This is a genomic window from Methylomicrobium album BG8 (assembly GCF_000214275.2).
Taxonomy (GTDB): Bacteria; Pseudomonadota; Gammaproteobacteria; order Methylococcales; family Methylomonadaceae; genus Methylomicrobium; species Methylomicrobium agile.
This window is the reverse complement of sequence record NZ_CM001475.1, coordinates 1,637,946-1,655,162: the sequence shown is the minus strand read 5'-3', so window position 1 is coordinate 1,655,162 and position 17,217 is coordinate 1,637,946. Positions and strand designations below refer to the sequence as shown.

Sequence of the window (17,217 nt, the reverse complement as noted above, 5' to 3'; positions counted from 1 at the left end):
TGGAAAACGCTGAAAGTTATGATAATCCTAATCCACGAAAACTATAATTAAAACTTCGGGTCTTTTGGTTTAATGGATATAGCCCCTATATTCATGATCAGTCTCGGCTAAAATAGAAATGGCGTAACCGCTCTTGCCCCTCCCGCTTCATTGGATGAGTAATATTGAATGAAAATGACACCGCTGCCATCTTCACAACTCTATAAAGCCTGCGATACCTCACAGTTAAACTTCGCTTCCACACAGGAACTGGAGGATATCGCCCTGACGGTCGGCCAGGAGCGCGCGATCGAATCGCTCAAAATCGGTATCCGGATCGCCAAAAAAGGCTACAACGTCTTCGCAATGGCTCCCTCGGGCACCGGCAAGCTGACGTCGGTGCTGCAGTTGGCCGAACACGAAGCCAGCCGCCATGAAGCCCCGGCCGATTGGTGTTACGTGAACAATTTCGCCCAGCCGTCCCGACCGCAGACAATCAGGCTCGCTCCCGGCGAAGGGCGCATTTTTCAGACCGATATGGAAAAATTGGTCGACGAACTCAGCATTGCGATTCCCGCCGCGTTCGACGGCGACGAGTACCGCTCCCGAGTCGGCGAACTGGAGAGCAAATCGCGCCAGCATGAAGTCGACCAGCTCAGTCAGCTTCGCGACGAGGCCGCCGAAGCGCACGTCATCCTGACCGAAACGCCGACCGGCTATGCGTTCGTTCCGGCCGACGATAAGGGAGAGCCGATCGGCGCCGAAGAGTTCAACAAATTCGATAAAGACAGGCAGCATCAAATTCAGGAAGCGATTTTCGCTTTCCAGGAACGCCTGCAGAACCTGCTCAAGAAATTTCCGGCGTGGCGCAAGGAAACCAAGCGCAAACTGCAGGCCCTGAACCGCGAAATCGCCGAACTGGCGGTCAACCATTCGATCGACGACCTGCTCGCCAAATACAGCCGGCAGGATGCAATCATGGCCTACCTGAAAGATGTCAAACAAGACATCATCGAGCATATCCGCGATTTCATTCCGCATGCCGAGAAAGTACTTCCTTTCATGGAAATGCCGCAGGAACAGAGTCCGTTCAAACGCTATCAGGCCAACCTGATGGTCGACTTCAGCCACAAAAGGTCCGCGCCCGTCATTTTCGAACAACATCCGAACTACGGCAATCTGATCGGGCGGATCGACCATCAGGCTTACATGGGTTCGCTGGTCACCGACTTCACGATGATCCGGCCCGGCGCGCTGCACAAAGCGAACGGCGGCTTCCTGATCCTCGATGTGCAAAAACTGCTGTTCCAGCCCTATGCCTGGGAGGGCCTGAAAAGAATCCTGCAGATGGAGGAAATCCGGATCGAATCGCTGGAACGCGCGCTGAGCCTGATCAGCACGGTATCGCTCGAACCCGAGCCGATTCCGCTGGACGTCAAAGTGATCCTGATCGGCGAACCGATTTACTATTATTTGTTGAGCGCCTACGATCCGGAATTTCACGATCTCTTTAAAATCGCCGCCGATTTCGACGATACGGTATCGCGCGAAACCGAAACCCGGGACTACGCACGACTCCTGGCAACGCTGGCGCGGCGCGAAAAGCTTCGCCCATTGAGCCGTGCGGCGGTAGCCCGCGTCATCGAACACAGCGCGAGGATGGCCGGCGATACGGAGAAGCTCCTGACCCACCTGCGCAGCCTTACCGACCTGCTGACCGAATCTGACTATTGGGCCGGCAGCAACGGCCATACCGAGATCACCAACAGCGACGTGCAGCAGGCGATCGACCACAAAATCAAACGGCTCGACAAAGTGCGCGAGAAACTTTACGAAAACATTCTGCGCGGCACTCTGATGATCGATACAGAAGGGACGGTCGTCGGCCAGATCAACGGCTTGTCGGTGTTGCAGCTCGGCGATTTCATGTTCGGCCAGCCGTCGCGAATTACCGCGACGACGCGCCTCGGCAACGGCAAAATCGTCGACATCATGCGCGAAACCGAGCTCGGCGGCGCCCACCATTCCAAAGGCGTGCTGATCCTCTCGAACTTCATCGCCGCGCGCTATGCGCGGAAAAGCCCGTTTTCGATGTCCGCCAGCCTGGTTTTCGAACAGTCTTACGGCCATGTCGACGGCGACAGCGCCTCCCTGGCCGAACTCTGCGCAATTCTTTCCTCGCTGGCGCGGGTGCCGCTCCGGCAGGATATCGCGATGACCGGCTCGGTCAACCAGCTCGGCCAGGTGCAGCCGATCGGCGGCGTGAACGAAAAAATCGAGGGCTTCTTCGACATCTGCTCCGCCAAGGGGCTGACCGGCAACCAGGGCGTGATCATTCCTGCCAGCAATATCAAGCACCTGATGTTACGATGGGACGTGGTGCATGCCGCGCAAACGAAACAATTCTCGATCTTTGCGGTTTCTACCGTCGACGAGGCGTTGGAAATACTGACCGGCATCGAAGCCGGCGAAGCCGACGCCGCAGGCACCTACCCGCAGGAATCGTTCAATGCGAAGGTCGACGGGCAGTTGCAGCAATTTACGACGATAAGAAAGGATTACGCCAAATCCCAGTCGGATCAAGCCTGAAAGGATGCCTCTTTCCCTCCTCCCCTTGAGGTAACATACGATGAAAACCCCTGCCTTCTTTCGTCCGGACATGGCATCGAAGCTCGACGGCCTCGCCGAGCTCGCCATTGATTGCAGTTACACCTGGGCGCACGGCGCGGACGAAGTCTGGTGCGAACTCGACAAGAAATTATGGACGCTGACCCGAAACCCGTGGCTGGTGCTGCAATCGGTGTCCTATTCGCATCTGGAAAAACTGTCCGAAAATCAGGACTTCTGCCAAAAGCTTCGCACGATCGTATCGGCGCACCGGCTGGCCTTGTCCGAAAACCGCTGGTTCCAGCATCATTACCAGCAGCAGGCCTCCCTGAAGAAGATCGCCTATTTCAGTATGGAATTCGGGCTCAGCGAGGCGCTGCCGATCTACTCCGGCGGCCTTGGCCTGCTGGCGGGCGATCATTTGAAAGCCGCCAGCGATCTGGGCCTGCCGCTGGTCGGCGTGGGCCTTCTCTACCAGAACGGCTATTTCCGCCAGGACTTCGATGCGCGCGGCAACCAGATTGCGCTCTACCCTTCCAGCAACACCAGCGATCTGCCGATCACTCCGGTGCGCGATGCCAACGACGAATGGCTGCGCATCAAACTGCTGACTCCTTATCAGCTTTGGGTGCGCGTCTGGAAGGCGCAAATCGGCCGCATCGAACTGTACCTGCTCGATACCAACGACCCGATCAACCATCCGGTCGACCGCTGCATCACCACGGAACTTTACGGCGGCGGCTCCAATCACCGCCTGGCGCAGGAAATTCTGCTCGGCATCGGAGGCTGGCGCGTTTTGCAGGCCTTGGGCATTACGCCCGACGTCTGCCACCTGAACGAAGGGCACGCCGCGTTCGTGGTGCTGGAGCGGGCGCGCGACCTGATGCGCGAGAAAAATCTCGATTTCGCGACCGCCGTGACGATCGGCCGCGCCGGCAACCTGTTCACCACGCATACGCCGGTCGAAGCCGGTTTCGACCGCTTCAGCCCGGAACTGATCAACACCCAGCTGGGGCTGTATGCGCAAGAACTCGGCATCGACATGCCGACACTGCTGAGCCTCGGCCGGGCGCCGGGTTGCAACGATCCGCAGGCCCTATTCAACATGGCTTACCTGGCGATACGCGGCAGCACCGCGGTCAACGGCGTCAGCCGGCTGCACGGGGAAGTCAGCCGGGATATTTTTACCCCGTTGTTTCCGAACTGGTCCCGCCATGACATTCCGGTCACGCATGTGACCAACGGCGTGCATGTGCCGGCATGGGACTCCAAAGAGGCGGACGAATTATGGACGCGCCAATGCGGCAAGACCCGCTGGTTGTGCGACCCGGAGATTCTCGGCAAAAACTTCAACCGCGTCGAAGACCTGGAACTCTGGAACATGCGCGCCAAAAACCGCGACCGCCTAGTCCATTTCGTCCGCGACGAATACAGCCGGGAAATCAACATCCACAGCAATTTGAACCCGGACGAACTCGAAAAGCACGTCCTGCGCCTGTTCGACCCGAACGTGATGACGATCGGCTTCGCGCGCCGCTTCGCGACCTACAAACGCCCGAACCTGCTGCTGACCGATCCGGAGCGGCTGGCCCGCATTCTATGCCATCCTTCAAGGCCCGTGCAGCTGGTCGTATCCGGCAAGGCGCATCCGGCCGACATGCCGGGACAACAACTGATCAAGGACTGGCACCAATTCATGCGCCGCCCCGAGATCCGCGAGCGCGCGGTATTCCTGAGCGATTACGACATGATCACCGCGGAATACCTGGTGCAGGGCGTCGATCTCTGGATCAATACGCCGCGGCGGCCGTGGGAAGCCTGCGGCACCAGCGGCATGAAGATCCTGGTCAACGGCGGCCTGAACGTTTCCGAGCTGGACGGCTGGTGGGCCGAGGCTTATACGCCCGAAGTCGGCTGGGCCTTGAACGGCGACGAAGCCGGACACAGCGACCTGGAACAGGCCGAGATACTTTACCGGCTGCTGGAAGAAGAGATCGTTCCGGCCTTTTACGAGCGCAACGAACAAGGCATTCCGGAACGCTGGACGAAAAAAATGCGCGCCAGCATGAGCTTGCTGACCCCGCATTTCTCCGCCAACCGGATGGTCCGGGAATATACCGAGCGTTTCTATCTGCCTCTGGCCGCGCAGTATCATCAAAGGGCGGCGGCGCAAGGCGACTCGGGCAAAAGGCTGACGCAATGGCTGCAGCGCCTGCAGGATTTCTGGCCCAAAATCCATGTCGAGCAGGGGCAGGCGGAAGACCACGGCGCAGAGCAAACCTTCAAACTGCACGTCTACCTGGGCGACTTGACCGCCGATGACGTTTCGGTGCAGCTGTTTTCCGAACCTGCGGCCGACATTCCGGAAAACATTTACCCGATTCCGATCGCACACCCGATTCCGGGCGCCGTCAACGGCTATGTGTACAGCCTCACGATTCCGGCGGTCCGCCCGATCCAGGATTACACGCCCCGTATCATTCCCCGCCATCCTGGCTGTCTGGTTCCGATCGAAACGCAGCATATTTTGTGGATAAAGTAGAGGGCCGCCTATTTCCGGGCAACCCCGGACCTACACATTCGGGCGAGCCTAACGCGCTAAAAACGGCCGATCTTCCCTATTTCGACGCGCTGCTGAAACTGCTGCAGAGCGGCAATGCGGCGGTCGAGCAGAGTTTCGGACGGCATGTGCACTGGGGATATTGGGAACATCCGCAGGAAGCTCTTCCGAGCGCCGCCGGTTTTGCCGAAGCCGCCGAGAACCTGAGCCGGGAACTCTGCCGGGCCGCCTCGATAAAAACGGGGCTGGCCGTATTGGATGTCGGCTGCGGTTTCGGCGGGACGATCGCGCATATGAACGACCGCTACGCCGACATGCAATTGACCGGTTTGAATCTGGACGCCCGCCAGTTACAGCGTGCCCGCGACCGGACCGTTCCTCAAGCCCGGAATCGGATCGGCTTCGTCCAGGGCGATGCCTGCCGACTGCCGTTTCCGGACCGATGCTTCGATGCGGTGCTGGCCGTCGAATGTATTTTCCATTTTCCGAGCCGCGAGCGGTTTTTTCGGGAAGCCTGGCGCGTATTGAAGCCGGGCGGCATACTCGCTCTGTCCGATTTCATTCCCGCGCCGGTGATCGCTCCTTTCGCCAAGATCAGGCTGCCGGAGCGTTTAAGCCGGGGATTTTACGGTAAATGCAACGTGCGATATACGCTTGCGGATTATCGGCAATTGGCCGCCGGCTCCCGGTTTACCTTACTTTGCGAACGGGATATTACGAGAAATACGCTGCCGACCTACCCTTACCTCAGACGCCTCGCCCGGCAGGCAGGCTATTTTAACGGCTTCGCGATGGTTGAAACCGCTGCATTGGAACTGCTGAGCCGTCTCGAACTGATCAAATATTTCGTTTTCGCGTTCGAAAAAGGCGCCGACGAATCCGCACCTTTAACGGGATAGCCTGACCGGCGCGATCGGCAGCATGATCAAAAATCCTAATCCAGAACCGAGCGCCAGCCATTTTACGAACGTATAAAGCCGGCGCAGTTTGCGGTTGGCCTTGTTGACGATCGTAAACTCGTTCAGATAAATCGTTTCGCAAGCGCCGTTGCCGGTATCCTCGCGCGTCGTGCTGGTGCCCCGGTAGAAGCCGTTGGCGGGATTCGCATACTCGACAAGCAGGCCGCTCAGGCGGATGTGATCGCCCGGCTCGGCTTTCATCAGCGCGGCTTTGACCGTCTCCTGGTCGGCCAGCAGATGATTGTTCGACAGCGCATTCATCTTAAACGCACTGCCGGTCTCGCTATCCTGCCAGGAAACCCAGCAGGTCCAGGAGTCGTTACGAAAGTCGATCCGGCGATAGATGCCGGACTGCACATTCTCGCCCCAGACCACGCACAAATCGCGCAGGTTCAGAAAATCCTGCCAACGGCCGTGATGCCAGATATCGTCCAGTTGATCCGCATCGTGCAGGCTGACCACCACGCCGTCGAGCCGGTAGGAAAATCTGGGCGTTACCGTATAATGCCGCCCATTGACTTGCGCTGTGAAGGCGGCTTCATCGGTCGGCTCCTGTTGAGGCTCCTGAAGCGCCTCGGCATCGTAATAGGAAGGTTCGGGCAGTCTGTCCTTGTAGACGTACAGGCTTACCCAAAGCAATGCGCTGACCCAGAAGATCCTCTTGAACAGCGTTTCCAGAACCGACAACAGCATCCTGCTCAGCGGTGCGGCAAATACATAGTCACTCGCTCATCGGCAAATGCAGGGCCATCTTCCGCAACGCCAGTGCGCCTTCGTAGAGCGCTTCGGACAGCGTCGGATGGGCATGGATGGTCTTCGCGAGGTCTTCGCTGCTGGCGCAAAACTCCATCGCGAGCACCGCTTCGGCGATCAGTTCGGACGCCTGCGCGCCGATCATGTGAACGCCGAGAATCCTGTCGGTTTCGGCATGCGCGATCACTTTGACCAGCCCTTCGGTGCGCCCCATCGTCAGTGCGCGCGGCGAAGCGCTCATCGGAAAAAAACCGACCTTCACCGGTTCGCCGAGCGCCCTGAGCGCCTGCTCGGTGTGTCCGACCCAGGCAATCTCCGGATCGGTATAAATCACGCTCGGCAACAGATCGTAGTTGATGATCGGATGGAGGCCTGCGATCTGTTCGGCCACGAACACCCCTTCTTCGATCCCCTTATGCGCGAGCATCGGACCGAGCAGAGTCAGATCGCCGACCGCATAAACGCCGGGTAGATTGGTCCGGCAATTTTCATCGACATGCACATAACCCGACTCGTCGAGCAACAGGTCGGCTTCAGGCGCAGCCAGTCCTTCGGAGTTGGGCTTCCGGCCGATCGCGACAATCATCCTGTCGACATGCAGCGTATCGTTGCCCTCGTGATTCTGGTATTCGATCACGACTTTGCCCTCGCTTTTCTTCGCCGAAATCACGCGCGCGCCGAGCCGCATCTCTATACCCTGGCCGGTGAAGATACGGTAAGCTTCGAGCGAAATATGCCGGTCCGGCAGATTCAGAAAATTTTCCTGGGCTTCGAGTAAAATCACTTCGGCTCCCAACCGGTTCCAGATACTGGCAATTTCCAGCCCCTTGATCCCGGCGCCGATGATCGCAAGGCGTTTGGGGACCGAATCCAGGTTCAATGCGTCGCCGGTGTCAATGATGTATTCCCGGTCGATCGGCGCATAAGGCAACTCCAGCGGCTTGGAGCCGGTCGCCAGAATGATATGGTCCGCGTTCAGATAAGACGCTTCGCCGCCTTTTACCGGAACGATCTCGACCCGTCCCGCCTGCAGCAATTTGGCTCTGGCATGAATATGATCGATCTTGTGAAAACCGAACAGTCCGGCAATGTGGCGGTTGATCTCCGCAACGATCCGGTCTTTCCGTTCGATCATCCGCCCGACGTCGAGCGAAATGTTTTCGACGCCGATCCCGTGCTGCGCCAGGCCGGTGGTCAGCGAATGATAAATCTTCGCCGACTCGAGCAGGGCCATCGACGCGATGCAGCCCGCGTTCAAATACGACCCGCCCAGATTGGGCCGGCCGAGTTTATCGCTCCAACTGTCGACGCAAGCCGTTTTCAACCCCAGCTGGCCGCAGCGTATCGCCGTCACATAGCCCGCAGGACCTGCACCGATGATGATGACGTCGTACTTCGCTCGTTGTATCGGCATGTTTAAATGTTCAGCAGTAAATGGGCCGGCGATTCCAGACACTCCTTGACCGTGACTAAAAACTGCACCGCTTCGCGGCCGTCCACCAAGCGATGATCGTAAGACAGCGCCAGGTACATGATAGGCCGGATCACGATCTGACCGTTCTCGACGACCGCCCGTTCCTTGATCGCATGCATGCCCAGAATCGCGCATTGCGGCGGATTCAGAATCGGCGTGGACAGCATCGAGCCGAACACGCCGCCGTTGGTAATCGTGAAGGTGCCTCCCTGCAGATCTTCATAGCTCAGCGTGCCGGTGCGGGCCTTCTCGCCGAAATCGGCGATGCTTTTTTCGATGCCGGCAAAATCCAGTTGATCGGCATCGCGCAACACCGGCACGATCAGGCCGCGCGGAGTCGAAACCGCGATCCCGATGTCGAAATAGCCGTGATAAATGATGTCGTTGCCGTCGATCGACGCATTGACCGCCGGAAATTTTTTCAACGCTTCGATCGAAGCCTTCACGAAAAACGACATGAAGCCGAGCTTGGTGCTGTGTTTTTGCTCGAATCGCGTCTTGTACTGGTTGCGCAGGTCGATCACGCTCTGCATGTTGACCTCGTTGAAGGTAGTCAGCATCGCCGCGTTCCGCTGCGCCTCCAACAGCCGCTCCGCGACTTTCGCGCGCAGCCGGGTCATCGGCACGCGCTGTTCCGGACGCAGGTTCGAAGCCCCGCGATTTTGCTCGGGCGCCGGACGCGGCGCCTGTTCCGGTGCGGGCGCGGGCGCTTTCTGCCCGGCTTCGGGCGCAGCCTGCTTCTTGAGATGGTCGAGCACATCGGATTTGGTAATCCGTCCGCTTTTGCCTGTGCCGGTAATTTCCTGCGGACTCAGCGTCGTTTCCTGAAGCAGGCGCCTGACCGAAGGGCTTAACGGCATTTCCGCGGCCTCCTGGCGAGGCTCCTCGGTTTTCGCCGCCGCCGCGGGGCTTTCAGCAGGCGGCCGAGTCTCGGCGGCATCGGCGCCAGCCCCGGAAGTATCGATGACGGCCAGCACCTCGCCCGCGGTCACGACCGTACCGTTCTCCTTCAGAATGCCGCTTAGCACGCCCGCTTCGGGAGCCGGAACTTCAAGCACGACCTTATCGGTTTCCAGGTCGACCAGATTCTCGTTCCGGGCCACCCGATCGCCGGGTTTTTTATGCCAGTTCACTAAGGTGGCGTCGGCGACCGATTCGGGTAAATTGGGGACTAACACTTCTATGCTCATATTAACTTCCTGAGGAATTGCCGTATAAAGCCGAATCCACGACGGCTTTCTGTTGCTGGATGTGTTCATGGAAATGGCCGACCGCCGGCGCCGCGGAAGCCTCGCGTCCGCTATAGCTCATCCGGATATGCGGCGCCAGGTTGTCGCGGAAATGATGGTTCGACTGATACCAGGCTCCCTGATTCTTGGGTTCTTCCTGGCACCAGACGAACTCTTCCAGATTCGGATATTTGGCCAGCTCGGCCTTGAACAATTCGGTCGGAAACGGATAAAGCTGTTCGATTCGCCCGATCGCGACCTGTTTCAGGCCGGCTTCGCGGCGCGCTTCCAGGAGATCGTAATAAACCTTGCCGGCGCAGAACACGTAGCGGGTCACCTGCCGAGGGTCGATCTCGTCCGTCTCGCCGATGATCGCCCGGAAATGACCGCCGGTCAATTCTTCCAGAGTCGAAACGGCCAGCTTGTGCCTGAGCAGGCTTTTCGGGCTCATCACGATCAGCGGTTTCCGGTAAGGCCGGATCAACTGGCGGCGGAGCAGATGAAAAATTTGCGCCGGCGTGGTCGGCGTGCAAACCTGAATATTGTGTTCGGCGCAGAGCTGCAGGTAACGCTCCAGCCGGGCGGAAGAATGCTCCGGCCCCTGCCCTTCATAGCCGTGCGGCAGCAGCAGCACCAAGCCGCACAAACGCCCCCATTTGGTTTCGCCGGAACTGATGAACTGGTCGATCACGACCTGGGCGCCGTTTGCGAAATCGCCGAACTGCGCCTCCCAGATCACCAGCGTGTTAGGCATCGTGGTGCTGTAGCCGTATTCGAAACCCAGCACGCCGGCTTCGGACAGCAGCGAATCGTAAATATCCGCGCGCCCCTGGTCTTTATCGAGGTGTTTCAGCGGAATGTATTCTTCGTTCTTCAGCTGGTTGTGCAGCACCGCATGGCGATGTACGAAGGTGCCCCGGCCCACGTCCTGGCCGGTCAGGCGCACATGGTATTTTTCCATCAGCAGCGTCGCATAAGCCAGGTTTTCCGCGAATCCCCAATCCAGCGGCAACGCGCCGGCCGCCATCTTACGGCGATTGTCCATCACCTTGGCAACGCGCGAATGAATTTCGAAGCCGGCCGGCAAACGCAGCATACGGTCGTTGCAATAGCGGATCCGGTCGAGCGAGACCGTCGTATCGCACGGCGCTTCCCAGTGCTGGCCGTGAAACTGATTCCACTGGTGCGTATAGGAATATTTCGGATTTTGCGACAGCGGCCGCGAAACGACCTGCCCTTCATCAAGCATTTTTTGATAGTTTTGCTCCATCGCCGCGGCTTCTTCCGCCGCAATCACCCCTTCGGCGATCAATTTTTCGGCATATAGCCTGCGGGTGGTTTTGAGCTGGCGGATTTTTTTGTACATCATCGGCTGCGTCGCGGCCGGCTCGTCGGCCTCGTTATGGCCGAGCCGCCGGTAGCAGATCAGATCGATCACCACATCCTTCTTGAAGGTCATCCTGAAATCCAGCGCCAGTTTGCTGACGAAGGCGACCGCTTCCGGATCGTCGCCGTTCACATGAAACACCGGCGCCTGGATCAGGCTCGCAATATCGGTGCAATAGAGCGTGGAACGAGCATCCCTCGGGTCGCTGGTGGTGAAACCGATCTGGTTGTTGATCACGATATGGATCGTACCGCCGGCTTCGAAGGCACGGGTTTGCGACATGTTCAAGGTTTCCATCACGATGCCCTGCCCCGAGAAGGCCGCATCGCCGTGGATCAGGACCGGAACGACCTGATCCTTGCCGTCGATGCCGGCGCGGTCCTGCCGCGCCCGGACCGAACCTTCGACCACCGGATTGATGATCTCCAGATGCGAGGGGTTGAACGCGAGCGTCAGGTGAATCGGGCCGGTCGGCGTATCGATATCCGACGAAAATCCCATGTGGTATTTGACATCGCCCGAACTGACGCCCGGCGGCGACGATGCCGAGTGACCCGCAAACTCGTCGAACAATAAGGCCGGACTCTTGCCGAGAATATTGACCAGCACGTTCAGGCGTCCGCGGTGCGCCATGCCGATCACGATTTCGTTGACCCCTTTGGTGCTGCAGCCCATGACCAGCTCGTCGAGAATCGGGATCAGCGATTCCCCGCCTTCGAGCGAAAACCGTTTCTGGCCGACGAATTTGTTATGCAGATAAACTTCGATCCCCTCGGCCGCCGTCAACAATTTCAGCACCCAGCGCTGTTTCTCAGCATCGAGCGTCAGATTGCCCTTGGCGTTTTCCATCCGGCTGATCAGCCACCGGCGCGTCGCGGTATCGACGATATGCATGTATTCGGAGCCGATGCTGCCGCAGTAAATCTCTTTCAGATTCGCGATGATTTCGCGCAACGGCAGGCGGTCGACGCCGTGCAGGATGCCGGTATCGAACCAGGTATCCATGTCGAGTTCGGAGAGTCCGTAAAAGGCCGGATCCATATCCGGGGGCGGCGGCAGAGTCTTGCCGAAGGGATTGTTGTCGGCGATCTGATGCCCGCGCACCCGGTAGTGATTGATCAGCCGCGCGACCGCAGCCTGCTTCTTGACGCTCTCTTCGGTAAAGCCCTGCAATTGGGCCAGCCGCCCCTGCGATTTCGTCGCGAGTTCGGCAAACCGTTCGACAATGGGGCTGTGCGGGGTCTCATAACCGCCGCCGTTCTGAATCGAGCGAAAACGCTGCCGCCAATCGGGATCGACCGACTCGGGGTCTTTCAGATAACGCTCGTATAAATCTTCGATAAACCAGGCGTTGCTTCCATACAGGGAGGAAGATTCCCGGAATTTTTCAAGCAGCGAAGCCATGATTAAGTATCCTGATGGGAAAAAGCGGAAACGGCTGTCTGTCCGGATTATATTCGCACGCAATAGCGTAGTGGTATATTACCAGTATGTACGGCCTTTGCTCACTAAATAAATGCGCGATAAATGCGCGCATAAAACTTGAGACAACGGAATTTCTTGAACTGTAATCGAAAAACGTATGACAGACCCTAAAAACATCGTAATCAAAGTCAAATACACGACGCCCGGCACCGCTGCAGAAACGTCGGCCTCGAACGTGAAAATGATCACGGAGTGGAACATCAAACGCATCGCCTGCACGGTAAGCGTCTTGATTTTGTCGATTACGGCGCTGTTCCTCCTGCTGGCCGGCAATTCCGAACCGGAAGTCGCCGCACGGAACGAAACTGCACTGCCACCGACACCTTCCGCAAGCCAAAGCGCTATTCAGTCCGGCCCGAAGCTTTCCTCGCCAGAGGTTTCGGCAACCCCGGAGAAGCAGGCTGCGATTCCGAATCTCTCTTCCCCTCCGGCAGTATCCACTCACGCCGAACCTTCCGCCCCTGCAGGCAACGGCGGTCGAATCCGACGGGCTGCGCTTGCCTACCGCATCGTCGATAAAGAACCGGCTGATTTGATCGAGGGCAACGTCAGTATCGGCAACGGAAAACCCGTGCAGATGTATTACTTCACCGAAGTCAGGGGCAAAACGGCACAAACCCTGTTCCACGAATGGCTTAGAAACGGCCAGAGGGTGCTACGCCACCCTGTTGCCATCGCCGCGGAAAGATGGCGCACCTCCAGCCAACGCGAACTTGGCCTCAACGACCGAGGGAACTGGTCCGTACGGACTATCGACAATCACGGCACGGTCATGAATGAAATACGTTTTACCGTATCGGCCGAATAATCCGGTCTGCCTCCCGGCTTGTAGCCTTGAATTATATTACGCATAAAAACGCACCCTGCCGTTCAGTTAAATATTACTGAATGTTTCCTTAAAACTTTGGTCACATAATCAATATCTCAATATCGGATGGAATTTTCTTCTACAGGGGGTTTTGTTTTTCTTAATAATCTCAACCATGCCGGATGCAGGATTGCTGATTCCGAGAATCAACGTGATCAATTTCACTAAATGATATAAGGCATGTTTTAAAATCGATAGGGGTTATGATAAAATTCAACCTCACTAAAATTTTGAGCAATACATTATGACTGATTTTCAGAATCTTTCTGTGAACGAATTACAAACGGTTATCGAAAACGCAGAGAAGGCGTTAAAAAATAAGCTTGTCAACCATCGCAAAGAAATCATCACGCAGATAAAAGAATTGGCCGCTTCGATCGACGTGACGGTGGAAATCATCGAGAACGATAAAAAATCGCCCCGGAAAGACGTTAAAGTGCCCGCAAAATACCGCCACCCTAATGATCCCAGCAAGATCTGGACGGGACGCGGCATGATGCCGAAATGGCTGCGCACTTTAATCGAAGAAGGGCACGATAGTTCGGAATTCAAAATCTAAATCGATTTTGAAAAATCTGAAACTGTTTCAAGCAAAAAATCGTTCTAACACCCTGTACTGTTCCGCAATGGGATTCCGCGGCTGCCGCCTGACGAGAGGAGGCGAAACCTCAAGCGTGAACTGATGCTATGGGCAAAAATGGGGATATTCGACAAAAAGACTATCCCCATTTCAAAGCGATCACTTTTTTTCGATTTCCCGTAAATACAGCGTCGCCCCGATCACTGCGGCAGGCGCAACGACGATATTCACGATCGGCACAGCCAAACCCGCTGCCGCCAGCCCTCCGAAACTCAAAGCCCCCCACCTGACGCTGCCGATGAGTTTACGCTGTTCGGAAAACAGAATACCCGCATTTTCCAACGGATAGGCCAGATATTCCAATGCCATTCCCCAAGCGCCGAATAATGCCCATAATAACGGCGCGATCACATTAATCCCGGGAATAATCGAAATGATTACCAGCAATATTGCGCGTACCCCCAAATAAGCCGCCCGCCGCAATTCGGCCTTGACGACCCGAAGCCAGGGCACTTCCATCACCGTTGCCGATTCCCCGGCGGCAATCCCCAAGGTCGCGGCCGATAACATCCCGTAAAACGGCGACGCGATCAGATTGGCCAATACTGTAAAGGTAAAAAATCCGCCGATAAAAAAACCGATAAAGAATAGCGGCCATAATATCCAGCGCAGCCATTGCAGCCAGTCCGGAATCAATCGATCGATCATATCGCCGAGATAAAGATATCCCAGCGCGAATGCGACCGCATACAGCACTAGATTGACCAGTACCGGAATCACGACAAATTTTCGCAGCTTCGAATTGCCGAGCCATCGGATTCCCTCCCCGAAAAACTTAATCGCCAGCAAAGGATTATTCCCTTTTCGATCTAACATCATTAGCCATACCTCCCGTATTTATTATGCTCAGGACATCCGCAAGCGGGCCATGCCGTCGGCGGACGGATTCGGCACGACTCCCGTTTCGGTCACGATCGCATCGATCAATTCCGACGGCGTCACGTCGAAAACCGGATTCCAGGCCTGGACCAGCGAATCCTGCTCCCGGTAACAGGCAGGCAGCAGTTCCGCCGGATCACGCTCTTCGATCTCGATACGGCTGCCGTCGGCGATCGTCCAGTCGATCGTCGAAGTCGGCGCGACCACCATGAATTTGACGCCGTGCTGCCTAGCCAAAACCGCCAAGGCATAAGTGCCGATCTTGTTCGCCGCATCCCCGTTCGCCGCGATCCGATCCGCGCCGACGATCACCCAGTCGACCGCGCCGGAGCGCATCAGCCAAGCCGCCGCCGAATCGGCAATCAAAGTCGCGGGTATGCCGTCCTGGGACAATTCCCAGACGGTCAGCCGCGCGCCTTGCAGCCAGGGCCGCGTTTCGCCCGCATAGACCTGCACCGGCCGGCGGCTGTACAAGCTGCGTATCACGCTGAGCGCGGTCCCATAGCCGCCGGTGGCGAGCGCGCCGGCATTGCAGTGCGTCAAGACCCCTTTCGCGCTGCCGATCAGGTCCGCGCCGCGTTCGCCCATCGCCCGGTTCGCGGCAATGTCGTCCGCATGGATCTTTTCGGCTTCCGCAAGCACCGCGGCCAAAGGCGTATCCGGGTGCGCATCGAGCGTCTTTTTCATCCGGTCCAGCGCCCAAAACAGATTCACCGCGGTCGGCCTCGATTTGGCCAGCCCGTCGATATCGGCATCGACCTTGGCCCGCCAGTCCGCTGCATTTTCGCCGGCATGGCGCCTCACCGACAATACCACCCCATAGGCAGCGGCAATCCCGATTGCCGGCGCCCCGCGCACTCGCATCGAAGCAATCGCACGGCTCACCTCTTCGGCCGTGTCAAAATCCTGATAAACGATCCGTTCGGGCACTTTCCGCTGATCCAGAATCTGCAACGCATTACCGGTCCACTTGAGAGCTTCGACAGACAATCTGTTTTGTTTCGTCATTATTTAGTCAAAAATCATCGTATATAAAGTTATAATTCCGCGCTTCAATCAAGGAATGCCCATGCAAGTCGATACCCTGATCCATGCCCGCTGGATTATACCCGTTGAACCCGAATCCGTAACCTACGAAAACCACACCCTGGCAATCGACGGCGGCCGGATTGTCGATCTTTTGCCAACCGAGGAGGCCCGGCAAAAATATACCGGGACGCATATCGAAAACCTGGACAGCCACGCCTTGCTGCCGGGGCTGATCAATTGCCATACCCATGCCGCGATGACGCTGTTGCGGGGCATTGCGGACGATCTGCACTTGATGGACTGGCTGCAGAACCACATCTGGCCGATCGAACAGCGCTGGGTCGGCGAAGCGTTCGTCAGGGACGGTACCGAACTGGCGATCGCCGAGATGATCCGCGGCGGCACGACCTGTTTCCAGGACATGTATTTCTTCCCGGAAGTCGTGGCGCAGCAAGCCGTACAGCACGGCATCCGCGCCAGTATCGGCCTGATCGTGGTCGATTTCCCGACCGTCTGGGCCGAAACCGGCGACGCCTACATCGAAAAAGGCCTGGCGTTGCGCGACCGGCTTCGCTACGAGCCGCTGCTGACGACCGCGTTCGCCCCGCATGCGCCTTACACGGTATCGGATGCGCCGCTCAAAAGAATCCGGATGTTTTCGGACGAACTGGAACTGCCGGTACACATGCATGTGCACGAGACGAAGCACGAGGTCGAGGAGGAATTCGCCAAGACCGGCCTGCGGCCGCTTCAACGCCTGAAAGCCTTGGGATTGTTGAGTCCGATGCTGTCGGCAGTCCATATGACGCAACTGACCGAGGACGAAATGGACCTGCTCGCGGAAACCGGCGCGCATGTCGTGCATTGCCCGGAATCGAACCTGAAACTGGCCAGCGGCTTTTGCCCGGTCGCACAATTGATGGCCCGCGGCGTCAACGTCACGCTCGGCACCGACGGCGCGGCCAGCAACAACGACCTCGACATGTTCGGCGAAATGCGCACCGCCGCGCTGCTCGCCAAAGCGGTCGCGAACGACGCGAGCGCCCTGCCTGCGTCAATGGCGCTGAGAATGGCGACGATCAACGGCGCCAAAGCGCTCGGCATCGGACGGGAAACCGGCTCGCTCGAAACCGGCAAGGCGGCCGACGTGATCGCGGTCGATTTGAGCGACCTCGAAACCCAGCCCTTGTATTGCCCGGTTTCGCAGATCGTCTATGCGGCCAGCCGCCGGCAGGTCAGCGACGTCTGGGTTGCCGGAAAACGCCTGCTGAAACAAAGAGAATTGACGACGATCAATTCCAACGAATTGAGCGGAAAGATCGGCCATTGGAAAGAACGGCTTTCATCCTGATCGGTTTATCTGAGGGC

General features: G+C 57.6%; 12 protein-coding genes. 6 read left to right on the top strand and 6 right to left on the bottom strand.

The features are described 5' to 3' along the window. The first annotated feature begins 168 nt into the window (after nucleotides 1-168). The 3 genes from METAL_RS07170 to METAL_RS07160 are packed head-to-tail and all read left to right on the top strand — an operon-like array spanning nucleotide 169 to nucleotide 6,045. Complete coding sequence (locus METAL_RS07170) at nucleotides 169-2,568, top strand: Lon protease family protein (protein ID WP_005370978.1); 2,400 nt, start codon at nucleotides 169-171, stop codon at nucleotides 2,566-2,568. A 40-nt stretch (nucleotides 2,569-2,608) separates the two neighbouring features. Then, a complete protein-coding gene (gene glgP / locus METAL_RS07165) occupies nucleotides 2,609-5,128 on the top strand; it encodes an alpha-glucan family phosphorylase (protein ID WP_005370976.1) in 2,520 nt (839 codons plus the stop codon). After that, nucleotides 5,116-6,045, top strand: coding sequence for a class I SAM-dependent methyltransferase (locus tag METAL_RS07160; protein WP_005370975.1), 930 nt, complete (start codon nucleotides 5,116-5,118; stop codon nucleotides 6,043-6,045). The genes glgP and METAL_RS07160 overlap by 13 nt, the downstream gene beginning before the upstream one ends. On the opposite strand, the gene METAL_RS07155 is transcribed toward METAL_RS07160, so the two are convergent. Genes METAL_RS07155 through METAL_RS07140 form a run of 4 tightly spaced genes read right to left on the bottom strand, consistent with a single transcriptional unit; the run spans nucleotide 6,034 to nucleotide 12,352 of the window. Beyond that, on the bottom strand, nucleotides 6,034-6,798 hold the full coding sequence (locus tag METAL_RS07155) for a hypothetical protein (protein WP_005370974.1): 765 nt from the start codon (nucleotides 6,796-6,798) through the stop codon (nucleotides 6,034-6,036). The genes METAL_RS07160 and METAL_RS07155 overlap by 12 nt on opposite strands. 28 nt (nucleotides 6,799-6,826) lie before the next feature. After that, complete coding sequence (gene lpdA, locus METAL_RS07150) at nucleotides 6,827-8,272, bottom strand: dihydrolipoyl dehydrogenase (protein ID WP_005370973.1); 1,446 nt, start codon at nucleotides 8,270-8,272, stop codon at nucleotides 6,827-6,829. A 2-nt stretch (nucleotides 8,273-8,274) separates the two neighbouring features. After that, nucleotides 8,275-9,522 carry a 2-oxoglutarate dehydrogenase complex dihydrolipoyllysine-residue succinyltransferase gene (gene odhB, locus METAL_RS07145; protein WP_005370972.1) on the bottom strand — a complete coding sequence of 416 codons (1,248 nt, stop codon included), beginning with the start codon at nucleotides 9,520-9,522 and terminating at the stop codon, nucleotides 8,275-8,277. A gap of 1 nt (nucleotide 9,523) precedes the next feature. Further along, the gene (locus METAL_RS07140) at nucleotides 9,524-12,352 is read right to left on the bottom strand and encodes a 2-oxoglutarate dehydrogenase E1 component (protein WP_005370971.1); all 2,829 of its coding nucleotides are present in this window, start codon (nucleotides 12,350-12,352) and stop codon (nucleotides 9,524-9,526) included. Between the two features lie 178 nt (nucleotides 12,353-12,530). Here METAL_RS07140 and METAL_RS07135 point away from each other — a divergent pair, with 178 nt between their 5' ends. Next, nucleotides 12,531-13,241: a DUF2914 domain-containing protein gene (locus METAL_RS07135; RefSeq protein WP_005370969.1), complete on the top strand. Its 711-nt coding sequence runs from the start codon at nucleotides 12,531-12,533 to the stop codon at nucleotides 13,239-13,241. 304 nt (nucleotides 13,242-13,545) lie between these two features. Beyond that, nucleotides 13,546-13,860, top strand: coding sequence for an H-NS histone family protein (locus METAL_RS07130; protein WP_005370967.1), 315 nt, complete (start codon nucleotides 13,546-13,548; stop codon nucleotides 13,858-13,860). 180 nt (nucleotides 13,861-14,040) lie between these two features. On the opposite strand, the gene cysZ is transcribed toward METAL_RS07130, so the two are convergent. Then, complete coding sequence (cysZ, locus tag METAL_RS07125) at nucleotides 14,041-14,760, bottom strand: sulfate transporter CysZ (protein WP_005370965.1); 720 nt, start codon at nucleotides 14,758-14,760, stop codon at nucleotides 14,041-14,043. Nucleotides 14,761-14,787: 27 nt separating this feature from the next. Further along, the gene (mtnA, locus tag METAL_RS07120) at nucleotides 14,788-15,828 is read right to left on the bottom strand and encodes an S-methyl-5-thioribose-1-phosphate isomerase (protein WP_005370964.1); all 1,041 of its coding nucleotides are present in this window, start codon (nucleotides 15,826-15,828) and stop codon (nucleotides 14,788-14,790) included. A gap of 61 nt (nucleotides 15,829-15,889) precedes the next feature. Between mtnA and METAL_RS07115 the strand changes: the two genes are divergently transcribed. Beyond that, nucleotides 15,890-17,200, top strand: coding sequence for a TRZ/ATZ family hydrolase (locus METAL_RS07115; RefSeq protein ID WP_005370962.1), 1,311 nt, complete (start codon nucleotides 15,890-15,892; stop codon nucleotides 17,198-17,200). Nucleotides 17,201-17,217: the final 17 nt, after the last annotated feature.